This is a genomic window from Bradyrhizobium sp. USDA 4504, from assembly GCF_054063995.1.
In genome coordinates, this window is the sequence record NZ_JBSSGV010000001.1 from 7,760,169 (window position 1) to 7,772,397 (window position 12,229).

Here is a 12,229-nt window from a genome sequence, read left to right on the forward strand (position 1 = left end):
AATCCATGGCGTCGCATGCCGAGAATGGATTGCTTCGTCGCTGTCGCTCCTCGCAATGACGGATGAAGTTTTTATGACGCCACCCCGCGATAGATCCGGTCGCGCAGGCGGCGCATGCCGGACAGCCAGCGCTCGCGATTGGTGGCCTTGCGCTGCATGTATTCGTGCACCTGCGGATGCGACAGAATCAGGAAACGTTCTTTCGCCATCGCCTCGATCACCATGCGCGCAACCTCGCCCGGCTGCAGCACGCCGTCGACGCGCGCGGCACTCGGACCCGGCGTCGTCATGCCCGTCTGCACCGATTGCGGACAGAGCACGGAGACGCGGATGCCGCGATCGCCATACTGGATGGCGAGATGCTCGGCGAGCGCGACCGCGGCATTCTTGGTCACGCCGTAAGGCATCGAGTTCAGCGAGGCTAATAGCCCCGCGGCGGATGCGGTGTTGATGAGATAGCCGGAGCCGCGCGCGAGCATGCCGGGCACCAGCGCGCGCGCCGCGTACACGTGGCTCATCACATGCACGCGCCAACTCACGTCCCAGTCGGCATCGGACGCGGTCTCTTGTCCCTTGCGCGAGAGCCCGGCATTGGAGAAGAACACGTCGACCGGACCATATTTGTCCTCGGCCGCGGCGATCAGCGCCTTGATGTCCTCCTCGAGCCCGACATCGGCGGTGACGGCGAGGCCGTCGATATCGCCGGCGACGCTCGCGAGCCTGTCGCGCGAGGTCTTGAGATCGGCGACCACGACGCCGCGTGCACCGGCGTCCGCATAGGCCCGCGCCACCGACTCGCCGATCCCGCTCGCGCCGCCGGTGACGACGCAGACCTTGTCCTTGACTTGCATGGTTCGATGTCCCTGCTTGTTATCGTGGTGGGTCGGATTGTCAGCCCTGATACAGGCCCTTGTCACGCGCCTTCTGGATCGCGAGCGCGGCCATCAGGTCGAGCATCGGGGTCGAAATGGCGGCCGCGCGGGCGAATGCCGCCGGTGCGCGCACCAGCACATCGATCTCCATGGCGCGCCCGAGTTCGTAGTCCTGCAGGATCGACGGCTTGTGGTCCGGCGCCGGCCCTGAGCGGGTGACACGCTTGACCTCGGGAATATAGTGTGTCGCCACCGCATTGGCCTCGTCGAGCAGGCGCGGGATCACGTCCTGCATGTCAGGATCGTCGCGGACGCCGCGCGCAGTCAGCCCGGTCAACAGGCAGAGCACCGACATCGACATGTTGGTCAACAGCTTCGACCAGATCGTCTCGCGGATCTGCTTGACCTCGGGCGATTCGATCGCGGCGTCGTTGAGCGCCGCGCGCAGGCGGGCGATGCGCTCGCTCTGGCGATCGTCGCATTCACCGATCAAGAGGCGGTTGCGGTCCGGCGACAGGTTCGCGACGACACCCGGCGCGACCACCTCGTTGGAGGAAAAGATCACGCCGCCAATGATCCGCTGCTTCGGGACGGCGCTGCGCAAATGCCCGCCGGGATCGAGGAAGCCGAGATCGGGGATCGCGGGATGCTGTGGCGGGAGGCCGAGATCGTACCACCAGGGAATGCCGTTCTGCGCGAACACGATTGATGTGTCGCGCTGAAGCAGCGGCGGGAGCCCGGCTGCGAGCGCGCCGATGCCGGTCGCCTTCAGTGTGCTGATGACGATGTCTTGCGGTCCCAAATCGGCAGGATCGGCTGAGGCCTTCACCTTCGCGGTGATGCTGGTGTCGCCGACCTTCAGCGTCAGTCCGTTGGTCCTGACCGCGTCGAGATGTGGCCCGCGCATCACGCAGGCCACATCATGGCCGGCACGTGCGAGCCGGATCGCGAAGTGGCTGCCGACGGCGCCCGCGCCGAAAATGCAAATACGCATGAGTGGAACAATTCTCCGCAACGTGCCCGGTCAGTTTCCACAAGCGCGGGGCATCGCGCAACCCGTCATGCGCGTGGCGCGGTCGCGCGCGCTCGAAAGTGATGGATCAAGGCATCCGCTCTCGCCATAGTGCAAGGCCAGTACAAGATAACAGCAATGCCGAACGAGGGAGCAACGTCATGTCGGCCAGCCCAGTCCTGTGGAGCCTCGATGCGCGGGGTGTCGCGACCGTCACGCTGAATCGTCCCGAGGTCAACAATGCCTATGACGGCGCGCTGATTGCAGGCGTGCTGGCCGCGATCGACGATCTCTCGACCAGGCCGGTGCGCGTCGTCGTACTGAAGGGCAACGGCAAGCATTTCCAGGCCGGCGCCGACCTGAAATGGATCAACGGCGTGCGGCCGAAATCGTTCGAGGAGAACGAGGCGGCGTCGCGCGCCACCTTCGAGGCGGTGCAGCGTCTCAACACGCTGCCGGTCCCGACCGTCGCGCTGGTGCAGGGCGGCTGCTTCGGCGGCGGCACCGGCGTGATCTCGGCCTGCGATATCGTGATCGCGGCCGACAATGCGCTGTTCTCGATCACCGAGGTGCGCTGGGGCCTGACCGCGGCGATCATCATTCCGCAGCTCTGCGACGCGATCGGCGTCCGCCAGGTGCGCCGCTATGCGCTGACCGGCGAACGGTTCGGCGCCGAGGATGCCCGCCGCATCGGCCTCGTCCATGAGGTGGTGCCACTGGCCGGTCTCGACAGCGCCGGCGCCAAGGTCGTCGAGCAGCTGCTCGGCAATGCCCCGGATGCGATGGCCGAGACCAAGAAGCTCGCGATGGAAAGCTCGTTCGGCGGCATGGCGGTGGACGATGCGGCCTACAAGCGCCTCGTCCAGCTGCATTCAGCCAAGCGGCAGACCGCGGAAGCTGCCGAGGGGCTTGCATCCTTCGCCGAGAAGCGCGCGGGCCGGTGGGGCGGCGGCGCGTAAGCTCAGCAGCCGCGGCAGATGCCGCGCATGCTGCGATAGACCTCTTCGTCGTCGCGGCGCATCTGCTGCAGCTGATCTAACGTCTTCGATTCGCTCGACCGCGTCACCGGCGGCTCGGGCTTGCGCTTCGCCGCAAGTTCCTGCTCTTGCCGATGGTAGCAGGCCTCGCGCTCCGCCTTGGCCTCAATGAAGCGGCAGGTCTCGATCGCGGCCGCGGGCCCAGCGACGATGATGAGACCAAACGACATTGAGATCAGGAGTTTCAAGCGGGCGATCCTTTCGCGTCCTTGTCTCAGGTCGGCATGCCAACGGCAACGCCGGCGTCGCATCACAGCGGCTGCGACAGCGATTTCTTCAATGTCTTCAGCAGCGCCTGCACCGCGGCGGCATCGATGCGGCGCTCGGGAACGGCGGCCTTGACCCACAATTCCGGAATAGGAAAGTCGGTGAGTACCGGCTGCAACGCGCCGTCGCGCAGCGCGTCCGCGACCAGATAATGCGAGAGCAGCGCAATGCCGTTGCCGGCGATCGCGCTTTGCGTCAGCACGCGGCCTTCGTTCGAAGAGAGAATCGGGCGGACCTGGATATTGATGCGGCCGCGCGGTCCCTCGAACGGCCATTCCGGTCCGGTCGGCAGGAAGCTGAGGCAGCGATGATCGACCAGGTCGCGCGGATGCTTCGGTATGCCGTGCTTCTTCAGATAGGCCGGTGAGGCGCACACGAGGCGCGGCAGCCGGCACAAGGGCTCGTCGACCACGCCGCCGAAGGAATGCGGGAAGGCGCCGATCGCGAGGTCGAAACCTTCGGTTACCGGATCGACCGGACGATCGATCATCACGATCTCGAGCTTCACGCTTCCGTTCTGTTTCTGGAAGATCGTGAAGGCATCGGCGAGCCGCGCCACCGTCAGCGAAGTCGGCGCCTTGACGCGCAGATGATCGGAGAGGTCGCGCTGCTTCTCGCCCATCCGCGACAAGAGATCGCCGACATCGGCAACCACGCCACGGGCGCGGTGCACATATTGCTGCCCGGACTCGGTCAGCCGCAACTGGCGGGTCGAGCGGTGGAACAGCGCGGTGCCGATCCGCTCCTCGAGTTGGGTGACGCGTTTGGCGACGACGGATGTCGCGACGTTGAGCTTGCGCGCCGCGGCGGAAAAGCCGCCGGCATCGGCGGTGGCAAGGAAGGCTTCGAGATTGACCAGCGTATCCACCTGCCTTGCTCGTCTTTCTCGATTCGCGAAAGCTGATTACATAATTTGGTGGATTGTACTGCAATCTGCATCAATTCATAGTTGGCCCAATCAACTTTGTTCAGGGCGGAAATGATGCGAGCGAGCACGATCGAAGAACCTGCGCGGCAGGTCCCGGTCTATGGCGAATATGACGTGGTGGTGCTTGGCGGCGGACCGGCCGGCATCGCGGCAGCGGTCGGCGCGGCATGTGCCGGACGGCGGACGCTCCTGATCGAGCGTTACGGATTTCTCGGCGGCATGGGCACCGCGGCCGGCGTGACCAACTTCTGCGGACTGCACGCCAACATCTTCGGCGAGATGCACCGCGTGGTGCAGGGCATCGCCTCCGACCTCCTGGCGCGGATTGACCGGCTCGGCGGGCTGAACGCGCCACATCTGATCCTCGGCAAGATCCTTGCGCAGGCCTACGACACCGCGGCCTACAAGATCGCGGCCGACGATCTGCTCGCACATCACAAGGTCGACATTCTGTTCCACGCGCTCGGCGCCGGCGTCGTCATGGATGGTTCGCATATCCGTGCGCTGATGGTGGAAACCAAGGCCGGCCGTCAGGCCGTGCGCGCCAGCATCTTCATCGATTGCTCCGGTGACGGCGATCTCGCGGTGTGGGCCGGTGCGCCCCATGAAGTCGGCGATAATGCCGGCGGCATGCTCTACCCCTCGATGATGTTCCGCCTCAACGGCATCGATCCAGCGAAGGCCGGCGATGCCTGGCGCACCATCCCGGCGCTGATGGCTGAGGCCGAGGCCGCCGGCACCCACACATTCCCGCGCAAGTCGGCGATCGTGCGGCCGCAGAAATCGCAGATCGAATGGCGGGTGAATTTCACCCAGGTGACGCGAAGCGACGGCGGCGCCATTTCCGGTATCGATCCTGACGACATGACGCGCGGCGAGATCGAGGGCCGCCGCCAGGCGGTCGAAGCGTTCAGGTTCCTGCGCACGGTGCCCGGCTTCGAGAATTCCTACATCGTCGATCTGCCGCCGCAGCTCGGCATCCGCGAGACGCGGCGCGTGATCGGCGGCTACATGCTGTCAGGCGAGGACGTGCTGGGCTGCGCCTCGTTCGAGGATTCGATCGGCGTCAATGGTTGGCCGAAGGAATCCCATGTGCCGGGTGATGTGATCTTCGAGTTTCCGCCGATCCCGGAGAGCCGCGGCTATAACGAGTTGCCGTACCGCATGCTGGTACCGGAGGGCGTCGACAATCTCCTGGTCGCCGGCCGCTGCGCCTCGATGACCCATGAGGGGCAATCGGCGGCGCGCGTCTCCGGTGCCTGCTTTGTGATGGGCGAGGCGGCGGGAACCGCAGCCGCGCTCGCGCTGTCGGGCAATACGATTCCGCGCGACATTTCCGTCGAAAAGTTGCAACAACAGCTCGGCACACAGGGCGCGTTCATCGGCCGCGATCAGGCCGTGCCCGAAGGAATCTAGAGCGTTTTCAAGCGAAGTGGATACCGGTTCGCGTGAAGAAAACGCGTCAAAACAGGAATCTGGAGCCCCGTTCCGATTTAATCGGGACGGAAGCGGCTCCAGGCGGAGGACGGAATGAAGGGTTGGGCGCGGCTCGCAGTCGCGGGCATGCTGGTGTGGGCCGCGAGCGGCATCGCGCGGGCCGACGATCTCCTGAAGGCGAAGATCGGCGTCTTGCGGCTGTCGTCCTCGGCGCCGGTGTTCATCGCGCAGGACAAGGGCTATCTCCGCGACGCCGGACTCGACGTCGAGCTCAAGTTCTTCGACGCGGCGCAGCCGATCGCGGTCGCGACCGCGTCGGGCGATGTCGATTTCGGCGTCACCGCCGTCACCGCGGGGCTCTACAATCTCGCCGGCAAGGGCACGCTGAAGGTGATCGGCGGCATGAGCCGCGAGAAGGCCGGCTATCCCCTGATTGGCTATTTCGCCAGCAACAACGCCTATGCCGCCGGCCTCAAGACGCCGAAGGATCTGGCGGGCAAGCGCGTCGCGGTGACCCAGGTCGGCTCCAGCTTCCATTATTCGCTCGGCCTGCTCGCCGACAAATACGGCTTCAAGCTGTCCGACGTGAAGGTAGTGCCGCTGCAGTCGCTGTCGAACGCGGCCGCGGCGCTGAAGGGCGAAACCGTCGACGCCGCGCTGCTGCCGGTCTCGACCGCGCGGACGCTGATGGATTCCAACGGCGCGAAATTGCTCGGCTGGGTCGGCGACGAGACGCCGTGGCAGCTGGGGGCGATCTTCGCGTCGCCGAAGGCGCTGACCAACGCACCGCTGGTGACCAGGCTGCTCACCGCGCTCACCCGTGCCGACCACGAATATCACGACGTGATCCTGACTGCGATCAAGGACGGCGTGGCGCCGATCAACGACAAGACCAGGCCGCTGCTCGAGATCATCGCCAAATACACCAACCTGCCGGTCGCGCAGGTGGTCGGCAATTGCGCTTATATCGATCCCGACGGCAAGCTCGACGTGAAGAACCTCGACAACCAGATCAAATGGCTGCAGGGGCAGGGTTTCGTGGACAAGGGTTTCGATGCCAATGCGATCATCGCCAAGGATTACGTGAAGGCGGATTGATGTTAGACCGCAGACACCACTCTATCCCCGTCATCCTGAGGAGCCGCGAAGCGGCGTCTCGAAGGATCGACGGCCCCGATAGTGACCGGCCGTCCATCCTTCGAGACGCGCGCAAGTGCGCGCTCCTCAGGATGACGGGTCAAAGAGTGAGCCGGTAGATGGACCTGATCGCCGACCATATCAGCCATCGCTTCGGCGCGCTCGACGTTCTCGACGATGTCTCCTTCACGGTCCGCGCGGGCGAGATTGTTGCGATCGTCGGTCCGTCCGGCTGCGGCAAGAGCACGCTGCTGTCGATCCTCGGCGGCCTGCTGCGGCCGAGCAAAGGTGCCGCCGAGCTGCGCGGCGCGGCGCCGGCTGATAGCCTCAATCCGCTGACCTTCGTGTTCCAGGATTTTGCGCTGCTGCCGTGGAGCACGGTCGAGGACAACGTCGCGTTTCCGTTGTTGCATACGGGTTTGAGCGCCGGCGAGCGCAGCGCCGTGATCGACGATGCGCTGCGCCGCACCGGGCTGTCGGATTTCCGCAGCGCCTATCCGAAGCAACTGTCCGGCGGCATGCGCCAGCGCGTCGGCATTGCGCGGGCACTCGCGGTTCGCCCCGCGATCCTGCTGATGGACGAGCCGCTGTCGGCGCTGGATTCGCAGACCCGCGAGCTCCTGATGGAGGATTTCGTGCGCCTGCTCGCCGACGGCGCGATGGGCGCGGTCTATGTCACGCATAATCTCGAGGAAGCGGTGCGGCTCGCCGACCGCGTCGTGGTGCTGTCGCGCCGCCCTGGCCGGATCCGGGAAATCGTGACCATCCCGATGACGCGCGCCGAGCGCGGCACGACGGATGCGCGCGGGCCGATGGCCGCGCTACAGGGTGAGCTGTGGTCGTTGATCCGGAAGGAGGCGATCGATGCCGAGCGCGAGGTCCAGCATGCTTGACCGCGCGCCGCAGGAAGCGAAAGACCAGTCGGCGGAGGCGACGCGCCCGGTCGCGTTTCGCGGCGCCGGCTTCACGTCTGGCGGCAGCCGCCATGCCGGCTGGATCGCGCTCGCGCTCGTGATCGCGGTCTGGCAACTCGCCGGCAGCGCAGGCTGGGTCAATCCGCTGTTCCTGCCGGCGCCGTCGGCGATCGCGTTCGCGATCTATAAGCTCGCGATGTCGGGTGCGCTGTGGCAGCACTTGTCGTGGTCGATCATGCGGATCGGTACCGGCTGGATCATCGGCACGGCCGCCGGCGTCGTGGTCGGCTTCGCGATCGGGCTGTCGACGATGGCGCGCGGCGTCGGCATCACCTTCATCTCGGCGCTGTTTCCGATTCCGAAGATCGCGCTGCTGCCGTTGCTCATTCTATGGCTTGGGATCGGCGAGGAGCCGAAGATCGCGACCATTGCGCTTGGCGTGTTCTTCTCGACCGCGATCTCGGTCTATAGCGGCGTCGATGCGGTGCCGCGCAATCTGATCCGGATGGCGCAAAGCTTCAACGTGCCGTTCCACGCCATTGTCCGCCGCGTGATCTGGCCGGGCGCGCTGCCCTCGATCCTCGCCGGCTTCCGCATCACCGCGTCGGTGGCACTGCTGCTCGTCGTCAGCGCCGAGATGATCGGCGCGCAATACGGCATCGGCGCTTTCGTCCTGCAGGCCGGCAATCTGATGCAGACCGATCAGCTGCTCGCCGGCGTCGTGATCCTGTCGCTGTTCGGGCTTGCGGTGGGGAAGCTGATCAATTTGCTGGAGACGCGGTTGCTGCACTGGCGGTAAGGGGGGCGCTGCCGCCACACACAAAGTGTCGTCCCGGCGAAGGCCGGGACCCATAACCACAGGGCGTGGTTGTTAGAAAAAGGCTGGGGCTCCAACGCGTTCAACCAATCAAGATTGGTGGTTATGGGTCCCGGCTTTCGCCGGGACGACGTGAGGTGGGCGCTGCGTGCCTTGCGCAGACGATCGTTACGCGTTCCCCCTGTCCTCGCGGAACAGGTCGAGCTTCTGCTGCACCGGGCGGTCGGAGAACGAGAACAGCACGGAGTCGGCATCGGCCTCGTGGGTGACCCAGTGCCAGCTCGGTACCACGAACAAATCGCGCGGTCCCCACTCGAAGGTCTGGTCACCGACCCTTGTGCGGCCTTTGCCCTCGATCGCGGCGAACACGGTCGCATCGGTTGCGCGATAGCGCGCGGTCTTGAAACCCTTTGGCAGCAGCTGGATGAAGGTGCCGATGGTCGGCATCGCGAAATCGCCGGTCTCGGGGTTGGAGAATTTCAGCTTCAGCCCGTGGCAGGCGTCCCACTCGTCGCTGACCTTGGCCTTCTCCAGCGCCTCGCGGGTGTATTCATAGGGATAGTTGAAGATCGGCGAGGTCTTCGAGGTTCGCTTCTGGTCGATCGGCAGCAGATTGTGGCCGTAGCGCGCGAAGCTGGCGCCGGCCGGCTTGGAGATCGACTGCTGATCTTCCTTGGCGCCTTCGGCAAACGAGCAGTCGAAGAACTGCACCATCGGGATGTCGAGCCCGTCGAGCCAGAACATCGGCTCATTGGTTTCGTTGGAATGATCGTGCCAGGTCATCGACGGCGTGATGACGAAGTCGCCCGGCGACATCGCGGTGCGCTCGCCGTCGACGGCGGTGAACGCGCCCTTGCCCTCGAGCACGAAGCGCAGCGCCGATTGGGCATGGCGATGGGCGGGGGCGATGTCGCCCGGCACCACCATCTGCACGCCGGCGAACAGCGAGGTCGTGATCTTGGACTGGCCGCGCAGGCCGGGATTTTCCAGCACCAGCACGCGGCGCTCGGCTTCCTTGGCCGTGATCAGCTTGCCGGCCTCGTTCATGTAGTCGCGGATCTGGTCGAACTTCCACAAGTGCGGACGGCAGGCGCTTTTCGGCTCCGGCGTGATCAGATCGTTCATCACGTTCCACAGCGCCGAGAGGTTCTGGCCGTCGATCTTCTTGTAGAATGCGTCGCGCTCCGGGGTCTTCTGCACGGCTTCCATGGCAAGCCTCCCATCATTCTTGTCGGTGCAATTTAATTGACAGTATACTGACAATATGGCTAGCGTCAATGAAGCAAGCCATAGCGTTTTCGAGCGAAGTGGATACCGGTTCGCGCAAAGAAAGCGCGCCAAACCAGAATAATGCAAGGGAGGTTCCGATGAAGCTGCATGGCTATTTCCGGAGCAGCGCGTCCTACCGGGTCCGGATCGCCCTCAACCTGAAGGGGCTCACCTCAGAGCATCTGCCGCATCATCTGCGCAAGGGCGAGCAGTGCGCGCCGGCCTATCTCGCGATCAATCCGCAGGGGCTGGTACCGACGCTGGAGAGCGACGCCGGCGCGATCCTCACCCAGTCGCTCGCGATCATCGAATGGCTCGACGAGACCAATCCCAACCCGCCGCTCTTGCCGAAAGATCCGCTGCGGCGCGCCAAGGTGCGGGCGTTTGCGCAGGCGATCGCCTGCGATACGCATCCGGTGCAAAATTTGAAGGTGCTGGCGCGGCTGCGTCAGCTCGGCCTGCCCGAGGAGCAGGTGACGGAATGGGCGGCCTGGGCCAATCGCGAGGGACTGTCGGCCTGCGAGACCCTGATCGCGGCGGAGTCCGGCCCGTTCTGCTTTGGCGATGCGCCGACACTGGCCGATCTCTGCCTGGTGCCGCAGCTCGCCAATGCGCGGCGCTTCGGTGTCGACGTCTCGGCCTATCCGCGCCTGCTCAAGGCCGAGGCCGCGGCAAAGCAAATCAAGGCGTTTGCCGACGCCGCTCCGGACAAGCAGCCCGATGCCGAATAACAAACCAGCGCCTGTCACCATGGACGCGGTCTATACCGCGCCCGGCTACCTGTTCCGGCGGATGCAGCAGATCGCGGTCGCGCTGTTCATCGAGGAGTGCAGGGCGTTCGACCTGACGCCGGTGCAATACGCCGCGCTGGTCACGATCTCGACCCATCCCGGTATCGACGCCACGAGGCTCTCGGCGGTGATCGCGTTCGACCGTTCCACGCTCGGCAACGTGATCGAACGGCTGCAGGCCAAGGAGTTCATCGTGCGCAAGCCGGCGCCCGAGGACAAGCGCGTCAAGCTGCTCTATCTTACCAAGGCCGGCGCGGCTGTGTTGAGCGACATCATGCCCTCGGTCGACAAGGCGCAGGCGCGGATGCTGCAGCCGCTGAAGCCGGCCGACCGCAAGACGCTGCTGGCGCTGTTGACCCAGCTCGTCGACCTCAACAACGAAGCGTCGCGGGTGCCGCTGCGCGCCGAGGACGCGCTCGAACATCTCGGGAGGTCGGGCTGATGGCGGAGACGAGACCTGTCCTGATCGCGGGTGGCGGCATTGGCGGCCTTGCCGTGGCGCTGGGCCTCGCGCAAAAAGGCATCCGCTCGATCCTGCTGGAGAAGGCCGCCGCGCTCGGCGAGATCGGCGCCGGCATCCAACTCGGCCCGAACGCGTTCCACGCCTTCGACTATCTCGGTGTCGGCGAGGCCGCGCGCAACATGGCCGTCTATATCGATCAGCTCCGGCTGATGGATGCGCTGACCGCCGACGAGATCACCCATATCGATCTCGGCGACGCCTTTCGCGCGCGGTTTGGCAATCCCTATGCCGTGGTACATCGCGGCGATCTGCATGGCGTATTCCTGCGCGCGTGCCAGAATCACGAGCTGATCGAACTGCGCGTGTCCAGCGAGGTGGCAGGCTACGAGCAGGATGGTTCGTCGGTGACGGCAAAGCTCGCCGATGGCGAGCGGATCACCGGCCGGCTTCTGATCGGCGCCGATGGCTTGTGGTCGAACATCCGCAAGCAGGTGACGTCGGACGGCCCGCCGCGCGTCTCCGGCCACACCACCTATCGCTCGGTGATCCCGACCGAGCAGATGCCGGAGGATTTGCGCTGGAATGCGGCGACGCTGTGGGCCGGCCCGAAATGCCACATCGTGCATTATCCGCTGTCGGGCTGGAAGGTGTTCAACCTCGTCGTCACCTATCACAACAATGCGCCGGAGCCGGTTGCAGGCAAGCCGGTGTCCGAGGCCGAGGTGATGAAGGGTTTTACCCACGTCCATGAGCGGGCGCAGAACATCATCCGCCACGGCACCAACTGGAAGCTCTGGGTGTTGTGCGACCGCGATCCGAACGAGCAGTGGATCGACGGCCGCGTGGTGCTGCTCGGCGACGCCGCGCATCCGATGCTGCAATATTTCGCGCAGGGCGCCTGCCAGGCGATGGAGGACGCGGTCTGCCTGTCGCACATGCTGGCCAGTCACGATGACCAGACAGCGGCGCTGGAGGTCTACAGCGCGCAACGCTTCCCGCGCACCGCGCGCGTGCAACTGATGTCACGCGCGATCGGCGAACACGTCTACCATCCCGCAGGCGAGCACGCCCGCATCCGCAACGCGATCATGAGCGCGAAGTCGCAGGTCGAGTGGTGCGATGACATCGCCTGGCTGTATGGCGGGACGGGGCTGGGCAGCTAATTACTCGTCGTCCCGGACAAGCGAAGCGCGATTCGGAACCCATAACCACCGAAGGCTGTTGTGATGGCAGGCTGGGGCCCCAGCCTTTGCGCCGCAAATATTTGTGGTTATGGGTCCCGGCC

13 protein-coding genes are annotated in these 12,229 nt (G+C 65.2%); 8 read left to right on the forward strand and 5 right to left on the reverse strand.

What is annotated here, in order from left to right:
• Positions 1-71: 71 nt before the first annotated feature.
• Positions 72-851, reverse strand: coding sequence for an SDR family oxidoreductase (locus tag ACVMB1_RS36295; protein ID WP_076832771.1), 780 nt, complete (start codon positions 849-851; stop codon positions 72-74).
• A 40-nt stretch (positions 852-891) separates the two neighbouring features.
• On the reverse strand, positions 892-1,866 hold the full coding sequence (locus ACVMB1_RS36300) for a ketopantoate reductase family protein (protein ID WP_076832768.1): 975 nt from the start codon (positions 1,864-1,866) through the stop codon (positions 892-894).
• 179 nt (positions 1,867-2,045) lie between these two features.
• Here ACVMB1_RS36300 and ACVMB1_RS36305 point away from each other — a divergent pair, with 179 nt between their 5' ends.
• Positions 2,046-2,843 (forward strand): enoyl-CoA hydratase-related protein, encoded by a 798-nt coding sequence (locus tag ACVMB1_RS36305; protein WP_076832765.1) that lies wholly within the window; start codon positions 2,046-2,048, stop codon positions 2,841-2,843.
• Between the two features lie 2 nt (positions 2,844-2,845).
• On the opposite strand, the gene ACVMB1_RS36310 is transcribed toward ACVMB1_RS36305, so the two are convergent.
• Entirely contained in the window at positions 2,846-3,109 is a 264-nt protein-coding gene (locus ACVMB1_RS36310; protein ID WP_063790168.1) for a hypothetical protein, read from the reverse strand.
• Between the two features lie 62 nt (positions 3,110-3,171).
• Complete coding sequence (locus ACVMB1_RS36315) at positions 3,172-4,056, reverse strand: LysR family transcriptional regulator (protein WP_057020144.1); 885 nt, start codon at positions 4,054-4,056, stop codon at positions 3,172-3,174.
• A 114-nt stretch (positions 4,057-4,170) separates the two neighbouring features.
• Between ACVMB1_RS36315 and ACVMB1_RS36320 the strand changes: the two genes are divergently transcribed.
• The 4 genes from ACVMB1_RS36320 (at position 4,171) to ACVMB1_RS36335 (ending at position 8,403) form a co-directional block, all read left to right on the forward strand.
• Positions 4,171-5,532 (forward strand): FAD-dependent oxidoreductase, encoded by a 1,362-nt coding sequence (locus ACVMB1_RS36320; RefSeq protein ID WP_076832897.1) that lies wholly within the window; start codon positions 4,171-4,173, stop codon positions 5,530-5,532.
• A gap of 114 nt (positions 5,533-5,646) precedes the next feature.
• A complete protein-coding gene (locus tag ACVMB1_RS36325) occupies positions 5,647-6,651 on the forward strand; it encodes an ABC transporter substrate-binding protein (RefSeq protein ID WP_076832761.1) in 1,005 nt (334 codons plus the stop codon).
• A 158-nt stretch (positions 6,652-6,809) separates the two neighbouring features.
• Complete coding sequence (locus ACVMB1_RS36330; RefSeq protein WP_076832758.1) at positions 6,810-7,583, forward strand: ABC transporter ATP-binding protein; 774 nt, start codon at positions 6,810-6,812, stop codon at positions 7,581-7,583.
• Positions 7,576-8,403, forward strand: a complete 828-nt coding sequence (locus ACVMB1_RS36335; RefSeq protein WP_076832755.1) for an ABC transporter permease — start codon at positions 7,576-7,578, stop codon at positions 8,401-8,403. Before ACVMB1_RS36330 ends, ACVMB1_RS36335 begins: the two co-directional genes overlap by 8 nt.
• Positions 8,404-8,589: 186 nt before the next feature.
• Here the strand turns inward: ACVMB1_RS36335 and gtdA are convergent, their stop codons facing one another.
• Complete coding sequence (gene gtdA, locus ACVMB1_RS36340; RefSeq protein ID WP_076832754.1) at positions 8,590-9,630, reverse strand: gentisate 1,2-dioxygenase; 1,041 nt, start codon at positions 9,628-9,630, stop codon at positions 8,590-8,592.
• A gap of 158 nt (positions 9,631-9,788) precedes the next feature.
• Between gtdA and maiA the strand changes: the two genes are divergently transcribed.
• From maiA to ACVMB1_RS36355, 3 genes are read left to right on the forward strand one after another with little or no spacing between them, the layout of a single operon-like run.
• A complete protein-coding gene (maiA, locus tag ACVMB1_RS36345) occupies positions 9,789-10,421 on the forward strand; it encodes a maleylacetoacetate isomerase (RefSeq protein ID WP_076832895.1) in 633 nt (210 codons plus the stop codon).
• Complete coding sequence (locus ACVMB1_RS36350; RefSeq protein WP_057020139.1) at positions 10,411-10,923, forward strand: MarR family winged helix-turn-helix transcriptional regulator; 513 nt, start codon at positions 10,411-10,413, stop codon at positions 10,921-10,923. Before maiA ends, ACVMB1_RS36350 begins: the two co-directional genes overlap by 11 nt.
• On the forward strand, positions 10,923-12,107 hold the full coding sequence (locus tag ACVMB1_RS36355; protein ID WP_076832749.1) for a 3-hydroxybenzoate 6-monooxygenase: 1,185 nt from the start codon (positions 10,923-10,925) through the stop codon (positions 12,105-12,107). The genes ACVMB1_RS36350 and ACVMB1_RS36355 overlap by 1 nt, the downstream gene beginning before the upstream one ends.
• Positions 12,108-12,229 lie beyond the last annotated feature (122 nt).

Bases quoted from the DNA above. Each gene is read 5' to 3' on its own strand.
- ACVMB1_RS36295 (WP_076832771.1), bottom strand. From the start codon at position 851: ATGCAAGTCAAGGACAAGGTCTGCGTCGTCACCGGCGGCGCGAGCGGG.
- ACVMB1_RS36300 (WP_076832768.1), bottom strand. From the start codon at position 1,866: ATGCGTATTTGCATTTTCGGCGCGGGCGCCGTCGGCAGCCACTTCGCG.
- ACVMB1_RS36305 (WP_076832765.1), top strand. From the start codon at position 2,046: ATGTCGGCCAGCCCAGTCCTGTGGAGCCTCGATGCGCGGGGTGTCGCG.
- ACVMB1_RS36320 (WP_076832897.1), top strand. From the start codon at position 4,171: ATGCGAGCGAGCACGATCGAAGAACCTGCGCGGCAGGTCCCGGTCTAT.
- ACVMB1_RS36325 (WP_076832761.1), top strand. From the start codon at position 5,647: ATGAAGGGTTGGGCGCGGCTCGCAGTCGCGGGCATGCTGGTGTGGGCC.
- ACVMB1_RS36330 (WP_076832758.1), top strand. From the start codon at position 6,810: ATGGACCTGATCGCCGACCATATCAGCCATCGCTTCGGCGCGCTCGAC.
- ACVMB1_RS36335 (WP_076832755.1), top strand. From the start codon at position 7,576: ATGCTTGACCGCGCGCCGCAGGAAGCGAAAGACCAGTCGGCGGAGGCG.
- gtdA (WP_076832754.1), bottom strand. From the start codon at position 9,630: ATGGAAGCCGTGCAGAAGACCCCGGAGCGCGACGCATTCTACAAGAAG.
- maiA (WP_076832895.1), top strand. From the start codon at position 9,789: ATGAAGCTGCATGGCTATTTCCGGAGCAGCGCGTCCTACCGGGTCCGG.
- ACVMB1_RS36350 (WP_057020139.1), top strand. From the start codon at position 10,411: ATGCCGAATAACAAACCAGCGCCTGTCACCATGGACGCGGTCTATACC.
- ACVMB1_RS36355 (WP_076832749.1), top strand. From the start codon at position 10,923: ATGGCGGAGACGAGACCTGTCCTGATCGCGGGTGGCGGCATTGGCGGC.